Annotated in this window: 16 protein-coding genes; 3 read left to right on the top strand and 13 right to left on the bottom strand. The window is 70.2% G+C overall.

The genetic code is table 11. From position 1 onward, the window contains the following. Positions 1-104: 104 nt before the first annotated feature. Together ADL12_RS17715 and ADL12_RS17720 are read right to left on the bottom strand one after the other, a co-directional pair. Entirely contained in the window at positions 105-1007 is a 903-nt protein-coding gene (locus ADL12_RS17715) for an alpha/beta fold hydrolase (protein ID WP_062703553.1), read from the bottom strand. Between the two features lie 720 nt (positions 1008-1727). Next, on the bottom strand, positions 1728-2420 hold the full coding sequence (locus ADL12_RS17720) for an iron-dependent transcriptional repressor DtxR (RefSeq protein ID WP_062703554.1): 693 nt from the start codon (positions 2418-2420) through the stop codon (positions 1728-1730). 300 nt (positions 2421-2720) lie between these two features. On the opposite strand from ADL12_RS17720, the gene ADL12_RS17725 reads away from it, so the two are divergent. Beyond that, positions 2721-3476: an SIS domain-containing protein gene (locus ADL12_RS17725; protein ID WP_062703555.1), complete on the top strand. Its 756-nt coding sequence runs from the start codon at positions 2721-2723 to the stop codon at positions 3474-3476. Between the two features lie 10 nt (positions 3477-3486). Here the strand turns inward: ADL12_RS17725 and ADL12_RS17730 are convergent, their stop codons facing one another. From ADL12_RS17730 to ADL12_RS17740, 3 genes are all read right to left on the bottom strand, one after another. Continuing rightward, positions 3487-4935 carry a PAS domain-containing protein gene (locus ADL12_RS17730; RefSeq protein ID WP_062703556.1) on the bottom strand — a complete coding sequence of 483 codons (1449 nt, stop codon included), beginning with the start codon at positions 4933-4935 and terminating at the stop codon, positions 3487-3489. 144 nt (positions 4936-5079) lie between these two features. Then, positions 5080-5481: a GNAT family N-acetyltransferase gene (locus ADL12_RS17735; RefSeq protein WP_079052106.1), complete on the bottom strand. Its 402-nt coding sequence runs from the start codon at positions 5479-5481 to the stop codon at positions 5080-5082. Positions 5482-5521: 40 nt separating this feature from the next. Beyond that, a complete protein-coding gene (locus ADL12_RS17740; protein ID WP_062703557.1) occupies positions 5522-5932 on the bottom strand; it encodes a RidA family protein in 411 nt (136 codons plus the stop codon). A 516-nt stretch (positions 5933-6448) separates the two neighbouring features. On the opposite strand from ADL12_RS17740, the gene iscB reads away from it, so the two are divergent. Beyond that, complete coding sequence (iscB, locus tag ADL12_RS17745; RefSeq protein WP_244187928.1) at positions 6449-7825, top strand: RNA-guided endonuclease IscB; 1377 nt, start codon at positions 6449-6451, stop codon at positions 7823-7825. Between the two features lie 274 nt (positions 7826-8099). Here the strand turns inward: iscB and ADL12_RS17750 are convergent, their stop codons facing one another. Next, a complete protein-coding gene (locus ADL12_RS17750) occupies positions 8100-9398 on the bottom strand; it encodes a serine/threonine-protein kinase (protein ID WP_062703562.1) in 1299 nt (432 codons plus the stop codon). 259 nt (positions 9399-9657) lie between these two features. Beyond that, entirely contained in the window at positions 9658-10758 is a 1101-nt protein-coding gene (locus ADL12_RS17755) for a citrate synthase 2 (protein ID WP_062703564.1), read from the bottom strand. 303 nt (positions 10759-11061) lie between these two features. Between ADL12_RS17755 and pdxH the strand changes: the two genes are divergently transcribed. Further along, positions 11062-11751 carry a pyridoxamine 5'-phosphate oxidase gene (gene pdxH, locus ADL12_RS17760; protein ID WP_062703668.1) on the top strand — a complete coding sequence of 230 codons (690 nt, stop codon included), beginning with the start codon at positions 11062-11064 and terminating at the stop codon, positions 11749-11751. A 12-nt stretch (positions 11752-11763) separates the two neighbouring features. On the opposite strand, the gene ADL12_RS17765 is transcribed toward pdxH, so the two are convergent. From ADL12_RS17765 to ADL12_RS17790, 6 genes are all read right to left on the bottom strand, one after another. Next, positions 11764-12345: a hypothetical protein gene (locus ADL12_RS17765; protein WP_062703566.1), complete on the bottom strand. Its 582-nt coding sequence runs from the start codon at positions 12343-12345 to the stop codon at positions 11764-11766. A 34-nt stretch (positions 12346-12379) separates the two neighbouring features. Continuing rightward, positions 12380-13003: a TetR/AcrR family transcriptional regulator gene (locus ADL12_RS17770; protein ID WP_062703568.1), complete on the bottom strand. Its 624-nt coding sequence runs from the start codon at positions 13001-13003 to the stop codon at positions 12380-12382. Further along, on the bottom strand, positions 12991-13725 hold the full coding sequence (locus ADL12_RS17775) for an enoyl-CoA hydratase family protein (protein ID WP_062703570.1): 735 nt from the start codon (positions 13723-13725) through the stop codon (positions 12991-12993). The genes ADL12_RS17770 and ADL12_RS17775 overlap by 13 nt, the downstream gene beginning before the upstream one ends. After that, a complete protein-coding gene (locus ADL12_RS17780; RefSeq protein WP_062703572.1) occupies positions 13722-15299 on the bottom strand; it encodes a 4-coumarate--CoA ligase family protein in 1578 nt (525 codons plus the stop codon). The genes ADL12_RS17775 and ADL12_RS17780 overlap by 4 nt, the downstream gene beginning before the upstream one ends. A gap of 37 nt (positions 15300-15336) precedes the next feature. Further along, positions 15337-16470 carry an acyl-CoA dehydrogenase family protein gene (locus tag ADL12_RS17785; RefSeq protein ID WP_062703574.1) on the bottom strand — a complete coding sequence of 378 codons (1134 nt, stop codon included), beginning with the start codon at positions 16468-16470 and terminating at the stop codon, positions 15337-15339. Positions 16471-16554: 84 nt separating this feature from the next. After that, a complete protein-coding gene (locus ADL12_RS17790; protein WP_062703576.1) occupies positions 16555-18396 on the bottom strand; it encodes an acetyl/propionyl/methylcrotonyl-CoA carboxylase subunit alpha in 1842 nt (613 codons plus the stop codon). Between the last annotated feature and the right edge of the window lie 7 nt (positions 18397-18403).

Here is an 18403-nt window from a genome sequence, read left to right on the forward strand (position 1 = left end):
CGCGCAGTCCCTGCAAATGCCGCTTTCTTGGGGGCGCGGGGCTGTATCGATGGGCGGGCTCCGCCGCGTGGGCGCGACCAGCCACAAACAACCCGCAGCCGCCATCAATCAGAAGCCCCCGAGCTCATAGGGCGCCCTGCCTCACTCCGCACCGCCTCAAGAAACGGCTCGATCGCAGCGCGCCACCCCTCCGGCTGGTCGTAATGCACAAGGTGACCCGCGTCGGCCACCTCCGCATACTCCCCCCGAGGCAACACCCGCACCATCTCCTGAGCCTCAGCCCGCCCGAGCTCCCCGTCCAGCCCGCGCACGACCAACGCAGGGCACTGAACCTGCGCCAACTCCTCCCAGTGCGCGTCGAACACCCACGTCTCCCGGGACTTGAGCATCTGGTCCAGCTCGAAAACCGGCCGCCACCCGTCCTCGCACTCGTGCATCACCTCGGCGTAGAACTCCCCGCGCGCAGGGTTCGGCCGCTCGACCCACGGGTCGTCCTCGCCGAACCACTTGCGTACGTCGGCGAGCGTGGCGAAGGGAACGGGCCAGGACTTGAACCAGTCCGCCCACTCCCGCTGCGAGGCCGAGCCGAGCGCGGAGGCCCGCATGTCGCAGATGACCACGCCGCGCACCAGGTCGGGCCGCTTGGCGGCGAGCTGCCAGGCGGTCAGCGCGCCCATGGCGTGGCCGATGAGGACGGCCGGAGCGAGGCCGAGCTGTTCGAGGGCGGCCTCGGCGTCGTCGACGTACGCCTCGCGCGTGAAGGAGGCCTGCGTGTGCTTGTCGCTACGGCCGTGGCCGCGCTGGTCGAGGGCGACAGCGCGGTACCGCCCGGAGAGCCAGCGGGCGGTGGAGGCCCAGTGTGACGCGCGGCCCATCAGGCCGTGCAGTAACAGGACGCCGGGCGTGCGGTCGTGCTCCTTGGCGGGGTCGGTCTTGAGAGGGTCGCCGAACTCCCAGGCCGCGAGACGTACGCCGCCTGTACCGGTCACGTCGATGCGTCGCGCCATTGGTCCTGGCACCCCCCTAGCTCCGCTCGGACCGCTCGCTCCCGCTCGAGCCGGCCGATCCTGTGAACCGCGTCCTGCTTGCCGTGCCTGCTGTGCCTGCCGTATCTGCCGTATCCGGCGTCGTTCACGCGAACACCGCGGGCCACCCTCGCCGCACGCAGCGTAGACGCCCTCGCACGCGATGTGCATGTCCTGTGTGTCCGACGTGATCTTATGCGCACATCCATGAAGCGCACGTTCCGCGTGACCCGTCACCCGACCATCCGCAGACTATCGAACCTTTATTCGAGAATGCGGTCTCTGCGGGCAACACCCCTCATTCGAGTGACCCCCCGCAAGGATTGATCGCCATCGCCGAGGGGAGACCTTCACCGGGAGGCGGACCGCTCGGGGAAAACGGTCCGAGGGGAATGACCCTGGGAGCTCGGGGCTCCGGGTCAGCACAGGGGAGGACAGGCCCCGGCGCCATACGGCGCCGGGGCCCTCTCCACGGTCACGGCACATCCTCCCGCCCCCTCCCCGGCCGGACGCATCGCTGTCCGTCACGGCCAAGAGCCTTCAGGCCATATGCCTCACGACAGCCTGGCACGCGAAACGGCCGAGCGCTGCGATTCAGCGCACTGAATCTTGGAATCGCCGAGATCGACAGATCGCCACAACTCCCGCTCCTGCACCGGGAGTTACACGGGTGAGAATCCGAAGGCGACGGGTGCCGTCGGCTCAGCGCTTCGCGACGAAAACATGGGAGGCGACGTCCGCCTCCAGCTCGGCCGCCTCACCGCCGCTGCCCACCAGAACACCGCCCGCCGACTCGGTCACGCTCACCACCGAGCCGGGCTGCACGCCCGCCCGGCGCAGCGTGTACATCAGCTGCGCGTCGGTCTGGATCGGCTCGCCGATACGGCGCACGACGACCGTCTTGCCCTCGACGCCCGGGTCGAGGTCGGCCAGCGAGACCATGCCCTCGTCCAGGAACGGATCGGCGCCGTCCTTCTCGCCGAGCTCCTCCAGGCCGGGGATGGGGTTGCCGTACGGCGACTCGGTCGGGTGCCGCAACAGCTCCAGCACCCGCCGCTCCACGGCCTCACTCATCACGTGCTCCCAGCGACACGCCTCGGCGTGCACCTGCTCCCACTCCAGCCCGATCACGTCGACGAGCAGGCACTCGGCGAGGCGGTGCTTGCGCATGACACGGGTGGCCAGCCGCCGCCCCTCGTCCGTGAGCTCCAGATGCCGGTCGGTCGCCACGGACACCAGCCCGTCACGCTCCATCCGCGCCACCGTCTGGCTGACGGTCGGCCCGCTCTGGTCCAGCCGCTCGGCGATCCGGGCGCGCATGGGGACCACACCTTCCTCCTCCAGCTCGAGGATGGTGCGGAGATACATCTCCGTGGTGTCGATCAGTCCGGACATACGTGCCCCTCGATTAGCTCTGCGATTAGCTCAGCCGGAAGCGAGACAGCTCCACGGCGCGTGCGCTGGCCCTGCACTCAATTCTGCCGGATACCACGGACAACCGTGCCGCGCCGTGGAAACCACGGGGGTTACACGGGGTTATATGGCCGCACCCCCGCCTACAGCGGCACGGGGACGTGGCGCGGCCCCGACCCACCCATCGACCGTATTGACACCGCACTGGTCCAGACCGCACGGTGATCCGCGACACACTCCACGCGACCACCCGACCCGACCGCCACCCCCGGAGGGCCCCGCATGAGCGACAGCAAGCCGGCCGACCAGTTCTTCGACGCCGCGATCGGCCTGCTCCAGCGGGTCCGTGACGAGGAGGCCGAGAGCATCGAGGCAGCCGGCACCCTGCTCGCCGACACCGTCACCGCCGACGGCCGGCTCTTCGCCTTCGGCGCGGGGCACTCCTCCCTCGCCGCCCAGGACATCGTCTACCGCGCGGGCGGCCTCGCCCTGATGAACCTGCTCACGGTCCCCGGCGTCGTAGGCGTCGATGTCATGCCCGCCACCCTCGGCTCCGCACTGGAACGCGTGGACGGCCTCGCAAGCGCCGTCCTGGACAGCTCACCCCTCCGCGACGGCGACGCCCTCGTGATCATCTCCCTGTCCGGCCGCAACGCCCTCCCCGTCGAGATGGCCATGCACGCCCGCGCCCTGTGCGTCAGGGTCATCGGCGTGACCTCAGTGGCGTACGCCTCGGAGACGAAGTCCCGCCACGTCTCCGGCACCTACCTCAAGGACCACTGCGACATCGTCCTCGACTCGAAGATCGCGACCGGCGACGCGGAACTCACCCTCGACACGATCCCGGCCCCCTTCGCCCCCGCCTCCACGGTCGTCACCAGTGCGCTCCTCCAGGCCGTCATGGCCACCGCAGCCGCCACCCTGGCCGCCCGCGGCATCGAGCCCCCGCTCCTGCGTTCCGGCAACGTGGACGGCGGCCTCGACTGGAACAGCCGAGTGTTCGAGAAGTACGGCGACCGGATCTTCTACCGGCACTGACGCGGCATCGCTACTGCAAGCCCTCCACGTCCAGAGCCGCAGCCAGATCCAACGCGGAGGCGATCCGCACCGCCACACCCTCCGCATACACCGCATCGGCCCGCTCGAACGCATTCCGCCCGGCGCCCCGCAGAAACGTCACGACCCCCCACGTCCGCCCCCGGCTCCGCAACACCGCACACAGCGCGTGCACCGCATCAGCCGGCCACTGCCGGCCCACCGCCCACTCACGCGCCTGCTCCGCCGACACCTCACCCGCATCGGCCCGCACGGACCCCGCCCGCGCCACACACCGCAACGCCGGATGCCCCTCCGCGTACCGCACCGGCAACCCGGCCTCCCCACCGAGCAGACTCGGCCCCGGCGCACCGGAGGGCGTCACCGCGATCCGAACCAGCCGCACCGGCCCCGCCGTATCCGCGTCCATGACCGCCCCACCCGCGACCCGGTCGATCAGCGCGTGATCGGCGAACCCGGCCAGCGCGAAGTCCAGATGAACGGCCGCCGCCTCCACAGGGTCCTCGCACTCCGCGGCGGCCCGAGCGGCACGGTGCAGCTGATTCGTCCGGAACCGCAGCTGCGCCGCCTCCTGCTCCGCCTGCTTGCCCTCGGTCACGTCCTGGAAGAGCCAGCCCACCCCCAACGGCACCGGCTCCTCCGCGAGCGGCGAGGCCAGCCGCACGAAGCCACACCGCCAGCAACGACGACGCTCACCCTCCGGCGTGCGCACACTCACCCAGATCTCGGCGGGCGCCGGCGGCGCACCCTCCGCCAGCACATGCGTGAGCGCGCTCTCCACCTCCTCGACCCCCTGGGCGAGCAACTCCCCGAGCGGCCGCCCGAGCACGGACGTACGCCCGATACCCAGCGCCCGAGCCGCATGCGCGTTGACGACAGCGGGCCGCAGATCGGCGTCGACGAGCACCACACCCCACGACGCGTCCTCGAACAACGCCTCGCTCAACGCGATCGACCGCTCGAGATCGATCTGCGCGTGCACCTCACTGAAGGCGCAGTACAACCCGGCGGGCTTTCCGTCCGGCCCCCGCACGGCCGCCGACTGCGTCCGTACGAGCACCCGCCCGCCGTCCTTGGTCAGCAGGGCGAACTCGTGCACCTGACGCCCGGGAGACTGCATGGCGGACATCAGCCGCCCCTCGACCTCCTCGGCATCGGCCTCGCGCACGGCCCACCCGGCAAATCCGTGCCGCCCCACGGCCTCGGCCGCACTCCACCCCAGGATCCGCTCCGCCTCACGGTTCCAATGGGTGACGACCCCGTCCGCATCGAAGGCGCACAGAGCCGCGTCCATCCCGTCCAGCAGCGCGGCCAGCAGATCGGACCCGCCTGCCGAACCCTCCGAACCACCCGAACTGCCCGACGAACCCTCCGGACCGTCCCGCTCGGGTTCATCCGGGCCCAGCTCGTCGGTGGTCCCACTACGCCGGGAAGCACTCACCTGGACCCCCTGCCAAGCTGCGTCCGCACGTACGACGCGTCGGTTCGCTCACTTGCAATCATCTAACTCGAACGTGATGCAGCACACACCGTGTTCCCCAAGATTGAAGGAATCGTTGTACGAGCCGGCACGAGCCGTTCGTGCCTACTCCAGCCGCAGGTCGAGCCATTCATCGGTCTCGCCGTCCAGCACATACCGATCGATCTCCACGAACCCACGCGCCCCGGCAAACCGCAGCCCCTCCTCATTGACGGCCAGCACACAGGTCTCGATCGCCCTGGCGCCCAGCACACGCGCGTGGGCGAGCCCGTCCTCGTACAGCTTCGTGCCGTACCCGCGCCGCCGGTACTCGGGCAGCACGCGCGCGATGACCGTCGCCACCGCGTCCTCACCCTCCGGCGGCCGTACGGTCGAACAGCCGACGAGGACGTCACCGACGTACGCGTTCCGCAGGCGGTACCGGCCGCTGCGCTCCCGCACCTCGTCGAGATCCATGGCCGCGGGCGGAACGATCACGTTGTGCACGTGCCGCCACTCCTGAAGCATGACCTCGCCGTCGACCGGCGCGATGCGAAGTCCGGGACGGTCAGACACGAGCGCCACTCCCCCGCCGGGCACAAACCTCGATCTCGATCTTCATACGAGGGTCGGCGAGCCCGCACATCATCATCGTCGCCGCCGGCCGCACGTCCCCGAAGTACCGCCGCAGCACCGGCCAGCACGGCTCGAAGTCCGCCCGATCCGGCAACAGGTACCGCACCCGCACCACATCGGCGAACGAACACCCCGCCTCCTCCAGCGCGGCTCCCACGTTCCGCAGACACTGCTCGGCCTGCTCCACCACGTCCTCGGAAATCGCCATCGTCGCGTAGTCGAACCCGGTCGTCCCCGACACATGCACCCAGTCCCCGTCGACCACGGCACGCGCGTACCCGATCTGCTCCTCGAAGGTCGAGCCGCTGAGTATCGCCTGCCGGACCGCCTGCTGTTCTGTCATGTACGGAACGCTAGATGACCAGCATGCATTTAGCAGCTAGATCGACTACCCGTTCGGAGAATTCAGCTGATTCGCACGAATGGGCGACATCTGGCGACTGCAACCCAATGCGCGGATCTTGGCCACTAGCGTCAGCTGCACATACGAGAAGGGAGGCCACTCGCTCCCCGACCACAAGGTCGTCGAGTGACCAGCCCCAGTCATCACGATCCACAGGATCAGGGAGGTGCCCCGATGACTACGTTTCCCGCAGGCGAGCAGACCCACCAGGCTGTGCTTCCTCAGCAGCCTGCTCTGGAATCCGTGGGAGCAGACACCCCTGGGAGCAGGGACGAAACGGCTCACGGACACCCCGCCGCCGCGCGGGGCGCCGGCAGGGAACATGGGCGAGGGGAGACCGACGGGCAGGGCACCGGAGCCTGTCGGCGTCACGCCAAGCGCGCTGCCACGGCAGCGAAGGCGGCAGAGAACGGGAGCGGTGACGCTCCCCCACATGAGCAGTCGTACGACGGTGGCGTGGGCGAAAGCAGAGTCTTCGTACTCTCCAAGGAAGGGCAACCGCTCATGCCCTGCCACCCCGCCCGCGCCCGCGAACTCCTCGGCAAAGGACGGGCCGTCGTCGCCCGACAAGTGCCCTTCACCATCCGCCTCAAAGACCGCACGCTGGCCGACTCGGAAGTCGACGGCGTTCAGTTACGCATCGACCCCGGCTCCAAAGGCACCGGCCTCGCCCTCACCGACGAGAAGAAAGAAACCAGCGGACAAGGCACCACAGTCAGCATCCGGCGCGGACTGGTCTCAGTCGAACTCCAACATCGCGGCGACCAGATCCACAAGTGCATGCAACAGCGCGCCGGCTACCGACACCGACGACGCTCCGCCAACTGCCGCTACCGAGCCCGCAGATCGAACAACCGGACCCACCCCGAAAGGTGGCTACCACCCTCCCAGCGCCACCGCGTCGACACCACCTTCTCCATGGCCAGCCGCCTCTGCCGCTACGCACCCGTCACCGAGATACACGTGGAATTCGTCGCCTTCGACACCCACAGCATGAGCGCAGGCAGACCCCTCAACGGCGTCGAGTACGGGCAGGGACCACTCGCCGGAACCAACACTCGCGCCTACCTGCAAGCCCAATGGAACAACGCCTGCGCCTACTGCGACGCCACCGGCGTCCCCCTCAACATCGAGCACCTCACACCCCGCAGCCGAGGAGGCTCGAACCGCATCTCCAACCTCGTCCTCGCCTGCGTCCCCTGCAACCGGGCCAAGGGCAGCCAACCCATCGAGGTCTTCCTCGCCCACAGACCCGACCGCCTCACGAAAATCCTTCAGCAGGTCAAGGCACCCCTCCATGACGCCGCCGCCATGAACGCGACCCGATGGCAGCTCATCGAGGCACTGGGCACCCTCGGCAGACCGGTGCACACCTGGACAGGCGAAGGCACCAAGGAAAACCGCAATGCCATGGGGCTGACCAAGACGCACACCCTGGACGCTCTGTGCGTCGGGCCTCTCGATCACGAGAGCGGCGACGCGATCGTACGGTTCCCCGAGCAGGTCCTCGTCGCCAAAGCCACCGGACGCGGCTCCTACACCCGCACCACCCCGGACCGCTACGGGTTTCCCAGGCTGCGGCGCGCCCGAACCAAGCAGCACTTCGGGTATGTCACTGGAGATCTCGTACGTGCTGTCATGCCCATCGGCAAGTGGGCAGGGACCTGGACCGGCCGCATCTCGGTGCGAGCCAGCGGACAGCACAGCCTCACGACGCCGATGGGCAGATTCAATGTCTCCCACTGGAATCTGCGGCTTCTGCAACGGGGCGATGGCTACGGCTACAGCACGCGATCGGAATCGCCACAGTCAACATCTCGAAAAACCCGTTGATCGGTGGCCGAGAGGTTCCTAGTGTGTGGCTCACGCCGAGAGAGGAGGTGATCCGGTACATGTATGAATCCCGGACGAGCGAGGTGGCTGCGGGCTAGCGGCTCGCCACCACACGCAGTGCGGTGCCGGACCAGCACGTGAGAAAAGCGTGCAGCCGGCCCAATCCAACGCAGTCACCCGACCCGCGAGCTCGCCGGTAACGTCCGGCCGGCTCCCCCGCCACCGGCGGAGGGACCCGAGCTCGCGGGTCGTCTGCGTTTTGGAGGGCCGCCCGTCAGTCGTCCTCGCCGCCCTCGCCGCTGCCGTCGTCGTCCTGTCCTTCCTGGCCAGCGCTCGTCTCCACCGCCAGGCTCGGGGAGGCGGTAGCGGGCGGGCTCGTGGCCAGGGGGGAGGTGGATGCGGAGGCGCTCGGGCTGGACGGTGCCTCGGACTTCGTACCGTCCGAGGTGGTGTTGTCGGGGGAGAACCACAGCATGCCGAGGAGCATCGCGGCCACGAAGAGCACCGCTCCGGCCACCATGGCGGCCACGCGCCGGGTCCCGGCCCGGGGTCTGGGGCTGGGTCTCGGCCGGGCTCCGGGCCGGGAGCGGGACCGGCCGACGGACGCCGTTCCTTGGGCCGACGGCAGCATGTACGTGGTCGGCGTGCTGGCCTCACCCACCTGCTGTGCCCCACTCACCTGCTGTGCCCGGGCGGCGGACGCCGGGGCGGCCGCCCGATGCCGGGACGGTGACGTCGCGTCGGGCAACGGCTCGGGACGTCCCTGCCAGGCGCCGCCGACGAACCAGTCGGCGGCCTGCTGTGCTGCGGGCCGGTGTTCGGGGTCCTTGGCGAGCAGGCCGAGGAGGTAGTTCTCGAAGGCGGGCGGCAGGCCCCGGACGCCCAGCTCGCGGGGCGGTACGGGGGCGGCGTCGAGGTGCTGGTGCAGGATGGCGACCGCGGTGTCGGCGTGGAACGGCGGGCGGCCGGTGAGGAGCTGGTAGAGGACACAGCCCAGCGCGTAGACGTCGGAGGCCGGGCCCGCCGGCTTTCCCAGGGCGCGCTCGGGGGCGAGGTAGAGGCTCGTGCCGACGATCTGTCCGGTGGCGGTCAGCGCGGCGCCGGGGTCGTCCAGGAAGCGGGCGATGCCGAAGTCACCGATCTTGAGGGTGCCGTCGGCGTCCAGGAGCAGGTTGCCGGGCTTGATGTCGCGGTGGACGATGCCCTCTCGGTGCGCGGCGGCAAGACCGGCGGCGGCCTGGGCGGCGATACGTGCCACGCGTTCGGCGGGCAGGGCGCCGAACTGCGACGCCACCCGGGCGAGGCTGTCGCCCTCGACCAGCTCCATCACCAGGAAGAGCCGGTTGTCGTGCTCGCCGAAGTCCCGGACGCCGACCACGTTGGGATGGTCGATCCGTGCTGCGGTCTGCGCCTCCAGCCGGAACCGGGAGGTGGCGGTGGGGTCGGAGTCCTGGGGCAGCAGAAGCTTGACGGCGACCTGCCGGGCGAGCGTCTCGTCGTATGCCCGCCAGACCTCCCCCATCCCACCGCGCCCGATCGACTCGCTCAGCCGGTAGCGGCCCGCTATCAGCACCTGTTCTCATCCTCATGCCGTGGGACGTCTCGGTCGCCGCAGGCCGTAACTCACCGCGTGGGGACGGATGATGGAGTAAGGGCGCCGCAGCCGACCCAGCATACTGGCGGAGTGGATCAGTCACGTTCCGTAGGGCGTCTTCGGCGGCACGGGCCGGCCACCGAGCGGCATCACGCGGGGCTGGTCCGCCCAGCGTGATGCCGGCCCGCCGGAGGGGTCGGGGGTCCCGGAGGGGTCGGGGATTCCGGTGCGCTCGGGATCAGTGCGCGATGTCCGCGTAGCCCTCGACCTCGCGCGGGTCGCGCGGGCCCGGGCCCATGTAGCGCGCGGAGGGGCGGACGAGGCGGCCGGTGCGCTTCTGCTCCAGGATGTGCGCCGACCAGCCCGCCGTACGGGCGCAGGTGAACATCGACGTGAACATGTGCGCCGGGACCTCAGCGAAGTCCAGCACGATGGCGGCCCAGAACTCGACGTTCGTGGCCAGGACCCGGTCCGGACGGCGGGCGTGGAGCTCCGCGAGGGCCGCCTTCTCCAGGGCTTCGGCGACCTCGAAGCGGGGGGCGCCCAGATCCCGGGCGGTGCGGCGCAGGACCCGGGCGCGGGGGTCCTCGGCGCGGTAGACGCGGTGGCCGAAGCCCATGAGGCGCTCGCCGTTGTCGAGGGTCTGCTTCACATACGCCTCGGCGTCGCCGGTGCGCTCGATCTCCTCGATCATGTGCAGGACACGGGAGGGGGCACCGCCGTGCAGCGGGCCGGACATGGCTCCTACGGCGCCGGAGAGGGCGGCGGCCACATCGGCGCCGGTGGAGGCGATGACGCGGGCGGTGAAGGTGGACGCGTTCATGCCGTGTTCGGCGGCGGACGTCCAATAGGCGTCGACGGCGGCCACGTGCTTGGGGTCGGGCTCGCCCCGCCAGCGGATCATGAAGCGCTCGACGACGGACTGGGCCTTGTCGATCTCGCGCTGCGGAACCATCGGCAGGCCCTGACCGCGCGCGGACTGGGCGACGTAGGAGAGGGCCATGACGGCGGCGCGCGCCAGGTCCTCCCGCGCCTGCTCCTCGTCGATGTCCAGAAGCGGTTTCAGTCCCCACACGGGGGCCAGCATGGCGAGCGCGGACTGGACGTCGACGCGGATGTCGCCGGAGTGCACGGGGATCGGGAAGGGCTCGGCGGGCGGCAGACCGGGCCGGAACGCGCCGTCGACGAGCAGCCCCCAGACGTTGCCGAACGAGACGTGGCCGACCAGATCCTCGATGTCGACGCCCCGGTACCGGAGTGCGCCGCCCTCCTTATCCGGTTCGGCGATCTCCGTCTCGAACGCGACGACTCCCTCGAGTCCGGGTACGAAGTCGGACATCAGGCGGCTCCTCGTGATGTGTGCGACGGATGGTTTGTGGGTGGGACGTGGGTGGGACGACCACATGTCGGTCAGCAGAGATCGGGACTCGCGCCCGGTGGATCCACGGTCAAGAACGCGGGGACTCGCGGTCCGGGGCGTACCCCTGTGATGCCCCGTGCGGCCGACGGTCATCCAACCGCGACGACATCAGAACGATATCCCCCAGTGCCACCTTTGGGGAGGCCCTGCGGCACTCAGTGCCATGCCATGGTGACCGGCACCATGCCGGACGGCGCCCGCGGCATACGGCAAGATGACCGAGTGACCGACCGAGACGCCGTCCCCCTCGATCCTGCCGAGCCCGTCCCCGACCCCGCCGCCATGCGCAAGCACTACCGGGCCGAGGGCCTCGCCGAGACCGACCTGGCAGCCACTCCGGTGGAACAGTTCGCGCGCTGGTTCAAGCAGGCCGCGGCACAGGCCCACCTCTTCGAGCCGAACGCGATGATCGTCTCCACCGCGGACGCCGAGGGGCGGCCCAGCTCCCGCACGGTGCTGCTGAAGCAATTCGACGAGCAGGGCTTCGTCTTCTACACCAACTACGACTCCCGCAAGGCCCGAGATCTCGCCGAGAACCCGTACGTCTGCCTCCTCTTCCCCTGGCATCCGATGGCTCGCCAGGTCATCGTCACGGGCGTGGCGCGGCGCACCGGGCGCGACGAGACGGCCGCGTACTTCCGCACCCGCCCGCACGGCTCCCAGCTCGGCGCCTGGGCCAGCGCCCAGTCCTCGGTCATCGCCACCCGAGCCGACCTCGACGGCTCGTACGCCGAGCTGGCGGCGCGCTATCCCGAGGGCGAGCAGGTACCCGTGCCGCCGAACTGGGGCGGTTTCCGGGTGGCGCCGCAGGCGGTGGAGTTCTGGCAGGGGCGGGAGAACCGGCTGCACGACCGGCTGCGGTATGTGGCGGAGCAGGACGGGAGCTGGCGGGTGGAGCGGCTGAGTCCGTGAGCGGCGGCCTCGTCAGAGCTTGCCCCACACATACGCCGTACGGTGGCCGTCCAGGAGCTCGGATATTCGGGTGCGGAACTTCTCGGTGAACGGGGGCCAGTTCCAGAACTCGAAGCCGAGGTGGCCGAAGGCGAAGTAGTCGTCGGCCCAGGTCCAGTCGGTCAGGGGGACGGACTCGGCGCAGGCGGGGCAGTCGACGTGGGCCGCGCCCGTCTTGTACCAGACGTCGATGGCCTTGCTGAACGGCACCCAGGCGTCGTCGATCAACTCCCACTCGTCGGTGATCAGCCGGGTGGTGACCCCGCAGCGCGGACAGCACACTGCCTCCGGCTCGCCCTGCCCGCCATGGAAGACAGTGCGCCCGGTGTGCACGGCGAGGCCGTCCCAGGGATCCCAGTCGGCGTCGTCCGGCCCCACAGCCTGCTGCCAGTTCGGGCCCGGGGGATGGCCGAGCGGCTGCCCGAGAACACAGTCCGTGCGCTCGGCGAGCACGATTCCCTCGGCCACCAGCCACTCGACCACGCGCTCGGCGAGGTGCGGCGCCCGCTGCGGGCTCGCCCCGAGGTCGACGATCGTTTGGAAGTGATCACCCATGCCGAAACCGTAGCCCTCGCCACTGACAACGCCCTCAGCCCAACGCCTCCTCCAGCAACACCGCCCACTGCGCCACCACCCTCTCCCGGCGGGCGGCGTCGTCCGTGAGCAGGTTCGCCAGGCCCAGCCCGCGGGCCATGTCCAGCAGGCCCTGGACCGTCTCCCGCACGCCCGGCCCGGACTCGTCGGCGCCGAGCAGGTCCACCGCGATGTGGTGGGTTTCCCGGCCGACCCGGGCCTCCAGTTCGGTGACCCTGGGGCGCAGCTGCTCCTCGTTCGATGCCGCCACCCACAGGTGGAGGGCTGCGCGGAAGAGTGGGCCGGTGTAGAGGTCGACGAGGGCGGACACGACTGCGCGCCGGTCGCCTGCGGCGCCTTGCGGGAACAGGGCGCGCAGGGCGAGGGAGCGTTCTTCGGCGACGTACTCGACCGCGGCGGTGAAGAGGTCCTCGCGGGTCGGGAAGTGGTGCTGGGCGGCGCCTCGGGAGACTCCGGCGCGTTCGGCGACGACGGAGACCGTGGAGCCGGCCCAGCCGTGCTCGGCGAGGCAGGCCACGGCGGCTTCCAGGAGCCGTTGCCGGGTGGCGCGGCTGCGGTCCTGTTTGGGCACGCGGTCCGCCCGGTCCACGCGGTCGCTGACTGTGCTCACACCACCCATTCGGGATCCCGTCTTTCGAGGAAGGCCGTCATCCCCTCGCGGGCCTGTGCGGAGGAGAACAGCCGGGCCGAGAGCGCGGTCAGGTCGGCCGCGTCCCGGTGGAAGGTTTCCAGCACCTTAGTCGTGAGCAGTGCTTTCGTCTCGGCCAGGGCCTGGGGGGAGGCGCGACGCAGGCCGTCCAGGACGGGGGCCAGTGTCTCGTCGACGTCCTCGCCCTCCGTCGTGAGCAGGCCGATGCGGGCGGCCTCCGGGGCGGTGAAGCGTTCGCCGGTGAGGTAGTAGCGGGCCAGGGCGCGGGGGTCGGTGCGGGGCAGGAGCGGGAGGGAGATGACCGCGGGGGCCACTCCGATGCGGACCTCTGTGAAGGCGAAGGTGGCCTCCCGTGATGCCGCCGATATGTCGCAGGCCGCGAGCAGGCCGAGGCCGCCCGCGCGGACGTGGCCGGTGACGCGGGCCACCACCGGTTTGGGCAGTTCCACGATCTGCCGGAGCAGCGCCACCAGTCCGTCCGGGGGCGGGGGGTCGCGCAGGTCGGCGCCTGCGCAGAACGTGGTGCCTGTGTGGGTGAGGACGATCGCGCGTACGTCGGCGTCCTTGGCGCAGTCCGTCAGCGCGTCGGTCAGTTCGCCCACCAGCGCCGCGGAGAGCGCGTTGCGGTTGGCCGGGGAGTCCAGGGTGAGGGTTTCCACGGCACGCGCGCGTGTACGGCCGATCAGTGTCATGTGGCCTCCCTGAGTGTCCGCAGTTCGCGGCGGAGGATCTTCCCGGAGGCGGCTCGCGGGACGCCGTCGATGAAGGTGACCTGGCGGACGCGTTTGTAGGGGGCGACACGTTCGGCGACGTACATCATGACCTCTCCTTCGGAGAGGTCGGTGACGGACGGCTGGCGGACCACGTACGCGTGCGGGACTTCGTTGCCGTCGTCGTTGTAGACGCCGATCACCGCGGCGTCCGCGATGCCGGGGTGGGTGAGCAGGAGTGCTTCCAGTTCGGCGGGTGCCACTTGGAAGCCCTTGTACTTGATGAGTTCCTTGACGCGGTCGACGACGAACAGCCAGCCGTCGGCGTCGACGTGGCCGACGTCGCCGGTGTGCAGCCAGCCGTCGGGGTCGATCATCGCGGCGGTGGCGTCGGGGCGGCCGAGGTAGCCCTTCATGACCTGGGGGCCGCGGATGAGGATCTCGCCGGACTCGCCGACGCCGAGGTCCTTGTCAGGGTCGTCGAGGGAGACGATGCGCATCTCGGTGCCGGCGATGAGCCGGCCGACGGTTCCGGGGGGCGCGTCGTTCATGGCGTCGAGGGGGACGACGTGGGTGCCGGGGGACAGTTCGGTCATGCCGTACGCCTGGCCGACCGGCGGCAGGCCGAGGCGCTGCGAGCAGGCGGCGGCGAGCTTTGCGTCCAGGGGTGCGGCGGCGCTGACGATGTACTTCAGGGACGACAGGTCGTACTGCGCGACCAGCGGGTGCTTGGCGAGGGCGAGGACGATCGGCGGGGCCACGTACAGGCCGGTGATGCGGTGGTTCTGGATCGCCGCGAGGAAGGTCTCCAGCTCGAAGCGGGGCAGGACGACGACCGTCGCGCCCAGCCTCAGGGGCGCGTTCATCAGGGCGGTCAGGCCGTAGATGTGGAAGAAGGGCAGCACGGCGAGGATGCGGTCGCCGGGGCCGGTCGGGATGACGGGTTCGAGCTGGGCGAGGTTGGTGGCGATCTGGCGGTGGGTGAGCATCACGCCCTTGGGTATGCCGGTGGTGCCCGACGAGTACGGCAGGGCGGCGACGTCCGTCGCGGGGTCGATGTCGGTCTGCGGTTCGGGGGCCGCGGACGCCAGCATGTCGATGAGTGAGCGGTGTCCGGGTGCGCTGTCGCAGACGAAGATCTCCTGGACCCCGCCGGCGAGTTCGGCGGCCCGGCGTGCCGCCTCCAGCAGCGGCGAGACGGTGACGATCCAGCGTGCCGCCGAGTCCTTCAGCTGCTTGGCGAACTCCTCGGGCGTGGCGAGCGGGTGCACGGTCGTGACGGAGGCACCCGCGCGCGTGGCCGCGTAGAAGGCGGTGGGGAAGGCGACGGTGTTGGGGCTGTGCAGGGCGAGGACATCGCCCTTGCGGACGCCCGCCTCGGCGAGGCCGGCGGCGATGCGCCGGTGGAAGCGGTCGAGCTGTTCGTACGTGAGGGTGGTGCCGTCCGTGCCGTCGATGAGCGCGGGTGCGTCACCGAATGCGGCGGCGGGGCCCAGTACGGCCTCGTGGATGGGGAGTTCTACGGCCGGGACGTCTGCGTACTCGCTGCGGAACACGGTTCCTCCTCGCGACACGGTGCCGTACGGATGCCGGTCAGTACGACTTGGGCAGGCCAAGAGTCTGGTGGGAGACGTAGTTGAGAATCATCTCCCGGCTCACCGGAGCAATACGAGACACGCGCGCGGCGGTTATCAACGAGGCCAGGCCGAACTCGCGGGTGAGGCCGTTTCCGCCGAGGGTGTGCACGGCCTGGTCGACGGCTTTGACGCAGGCCTCCCCCGCCGCGTATTTCGCCATGTTGGCGGCCTCGCCCGCGCCCACGTCGTCTCCGGCGTCGTACAGGTACGCCGCCTTCTGCATCATCAGGCGGGCCAGTTCGAGGTCGATGTGCGCCTGGGCGAGGGGGTGGGCGATGGCCTGGTGGGCGCCGATGGGGGTCTTCCACACGGTGCGGTCGCGCGCGTACTCGACGGCACGCGCGAGGGCGTACCGGCCCATGCCGATCGCGAAGGCGGCCGTCATGATGCGTTCGGGGTTGAGGCCGGCGAAGAGCTGGAGGAGGCCCGCGTCCTCGTCGCCGACCAGGGCGTCGGCGGGGAGCCGTACGTCGTCGAGGGTCAGCTCGAACTGCTTCTCGGGAGCTTGGAGTTCCATGTCGATCCGGCGGCGCTGGAACCCTTCGACGTCCCTCGGGACGATGAAGAGGCAGGGCTTGAGACGGCCGGTGCGGGCGTCTTCCGTGCGGCCGACTATGAGGGTCGCGTCCGCTATGTCGACGCCGGAGATGAAGACCTTGCGGCCGTTGAGTACCCAGTCGGCGCCGTCTTTGCGTGCCGTTGTCATGATGCGGTGGCTGTTGGAGCCGGCGTCTGGCTCTGTGATGCCGAAGGCCATGGTGCGGGTGCCGTCGGCGAGGCCCGGGAGCCACTCGCGCTTCTGTTCCTCGGTGCCGAAGCGGGCGATGACTGTGCCGCAGATGGCCGGGGACACGATCATCATGAGGAGGGGGCAGCCTGCGGCTCCCAACTCCTCCAAGACGATGGAGAGTTCGGCGATTCCGCCGCCTCCACCGCCGTATGCCTCCGGCAGGTTGACGCCGAGGTAGCCGAGTTTGGCGGCCTCGGACCAGAGTTGCTCTCGGTCGAAGGTGCGGCCGTGGCGTTTGCCGAGGGCGGCTACTGCGGACCGTAGGGCCTTGTGTTCTTCGGATTCGAGGGTGGGGGGCATGGGGCTCCTTCCCGGGTGCGGGTCGTGTGTGGTTGCTCGCGCTCACGCGGCGGTAGCCGCATATCGATACAGTCCCGCGCCCCTTTAGGCCAACTGCACTACTGCAAGCAATGAGCCGACCGTCACCTGTTGGCCAGGTACGGCGTGAAGGGCGCTCAGCGTTCCCGTGAGCGGCGCTGAGATCTTGTGCTGCATCTTCATTGCCTCCAGCCATAGGAGGGGTTGTCCGGCCTGTACAGCGGCCCCGACGGCCAGTCCCTCGGCGATCCGTACGACCGTGCCGGGTATGGGGGCCACCAGGGACCCCGGCGCCAGCTGTGCCGTCGGGTCCGGGAAGCGGGGTAGTGCCGTGAGGCGCGTGGCGTTCACGTGGATCTCGTCGCCGTACCTCGCGACCTCGAAGTTCCTTCGTACGCCGTCCACCTCGAGTACGACCAGGGCGGCATCGGCTCGTACCACCCGCACCCCGTCGGCCTCCAGGCCCGCGCGCGTGTGGCGGTAGCGGACCTCGATCTCCTCGCCCGCCCTCGCGTAGCGCTTGGTCTGCGACTGCGACGGCACGTTACGCCAGCCGCCGAAGCGGGAGCGGCCGTGGGCGTCGGACAGGGCCGCGGCCAGGGGGGCGTACGGGTCCGGCGTGGGCCGTGTCAGGTCGGTGAGGTGGCGGTCGTAGAAGCCGGTGTCCATGCGGGCGGACGTGAACTCCTCGTGGCGCAGGGAGCGGACGAGGAGGTCGCGGTTGGTGAGCGGGCCGTGGAGCGTCGTCCGTTCCAGGGCGCCGGCGAGCTTGCGGATCGCGGCCGCGCGCGTGGGGGCGTGGGCGACGAGCTTGGCGAGCATCGGATCGTAGTGGACGCCGATCTCGTCGCCGTCGGTGAAGCCGGTGTCCAGCCGGACGCCCTCGGGTACGGCGAAACGGTGCAGGGTGCCGGTCTGCGGGGCCCAGTCGTGGGCCGGGTCCTCGGCGTAGAGGCGGGCCTCGACGGCGTGGCCACACGCGTGTGGCGGGTCGGCGGCGAGGGCGTGGCCTTCGGCGACGCGGATCTGTTCCGCGACCAGGTCGATGCCGAAGACCGCTTCCGTCACGGGGTGTTCGACCTGGAGGCGGGTGTTCATCTCCAGGAAGTGCGCCTTGTCGCCGGCGACCAGGAACTCGACGGTGCCGGCGCCGGCGTAGTCGACGGCACGGGAGGCGCGTACGGCCAGTGCGTGCAGCTCGTTCGTGAGCCGTTCGGTGAGGCCGGGTGCCGGGGACTCCTCGATCACCTTCTGGTGGCGGCGCTGCAGGGAGCAGTCCCGGGTGCCGAGGGCCCAGACGGTGCCGTGGGTGTCGGCGAGGATCTGCACCTCGACGTGGCGGCCGTTCTCGATGTACGGCTCGACGAACACCTCGCCGTCGCCGAAGGCGCTCGCGGCCTCAGCGCGCGCGCTCTGCAACGCACTGTCGAGCTCCTCCAGGCGGCGCACGATCCTCATTCCGCGCCCTCCGCCGCCCGCGGCCGCCTTCACCAGCACGGGCAGGTCGCTCTCGGTGACCTCGCCCAGGGGGGCAAGCCCCATCAGCTGTTTCGCCCGTGTCTTGGACGCCATCGCCTCGATCGCTTCCGGGGGCGGGCCGATCCAGACGAGCCCCGCGTCGAGGACGGCGCGTGCGAAGTCGGCGTTCTCGGAGAGGAAGCCGTAGCCGGGGTGTACGGCGTCCGCGCCGCAGGCCACGGCCGCCTTCACGATCAGGCCGCCGTCGAGATACGTGTCGGAGGGGGCCGCTCCCGGCAGCCGTACCGCCGTGTCGGCCACGCGCGTGTGGAGGGCGTTGTCGTCGGCGTCCGAGTACACGGCGACCGTCCGGATTCCCCACTCACGGCACGTGCGGAAGATGCGGCAGGCGATCTCGCCCCGGTTGGCGACGAGCACAGAAGTGATCACTGGAAGG

The organism is Streptomyces regalis (assembly GCF_001509475.1).
In the GTDB taxonomy this organism is placed as follows: domain Bacteria; phylum Actinomycetota; class Actinomycetes; order Streptomycetales; family Streptomycetaceae; genus Streptomyces; species Streptomyces regalis.

What these genes read in the sequence shown, in the direction of transcription:
- ADL12_RS17715 (WP_062703553.1), bottom strand. Translation starts at nt 1,007, where the DNA reads ATGGCGCGACGCATCGACGTGACCGGTACAGGCGGCGTACGTCTCGCG.
- ADL12_RS17720 (WP_062703554.1), bottom strand. Translation starts at nt 2,420, where the DNA reads ATGTCCGGACTGATCGACACCACGGAGATGTATCTCCGCACCATCCTC.
- ADL12_RS17725 (WP_062703555.1), top strand. Translation starts at nt 2,721, where the DNA reads ATGAGCGACAGCAAGCCGGCCGACCAGTTCTTCGACGCCGCGATCGGC.
- ADL12_RS17735 (WP_079052106.1), bottom strand. Translation starts at nt 5,481, where the DNA reads ATGCTTCAGGAGTGGCGGCACGTGCACAACGTGATCGTTCCGCCCGCG.
- ADL12_RS17740 (WP_062703557.1), bottom strand. Translation starts at nt 5,932, where the DNA reads ATGACAGAACAGCAGGCGGTCCGGCAGGCGATACTCAGCGGCTCGACC.
- ADL12_RS17755 (WP_062703564.1), bottom strand. Translation starts at nt 10,758, where the DNA reads ATGTCCGACTTCGTACCCGGACTCGAGGGAGTCGTCGCGTTCGAGACG.
- ADL12_RS17765 (WP_062703566.1), bottom strand. Translation starts at nt 12,345, where the DNA reads ATGGGTGATCACTTCCAAACGATCGTCGACCTCGGGGCGAGCCCGCAG.
- ADL12_RS17770 (WP_062703568.1), bottom strand. Translation starts at nt 13,003, where the DNA reads ATGGGTGGTGTGAGCACAGTCAGCGACCGCGTGGACCGGGCGGACCGC.
- ADL12_RS17775 (WP_062703570.1), bottom strand. Translation starts at nt 13,725, where the DNA reads ATGACACTGATCGGCCGTACACGCGCGCGTGCCGTGGAAACCCTCACC.
- ADL12_RS17785 (WP_062703574.1), bottom strand. Translation starts at nt 16,470, where the DNA reads ATGCCCCCCACCCTCGAATCCGAAGAACACAAGGCCCTACGGTCCGCA.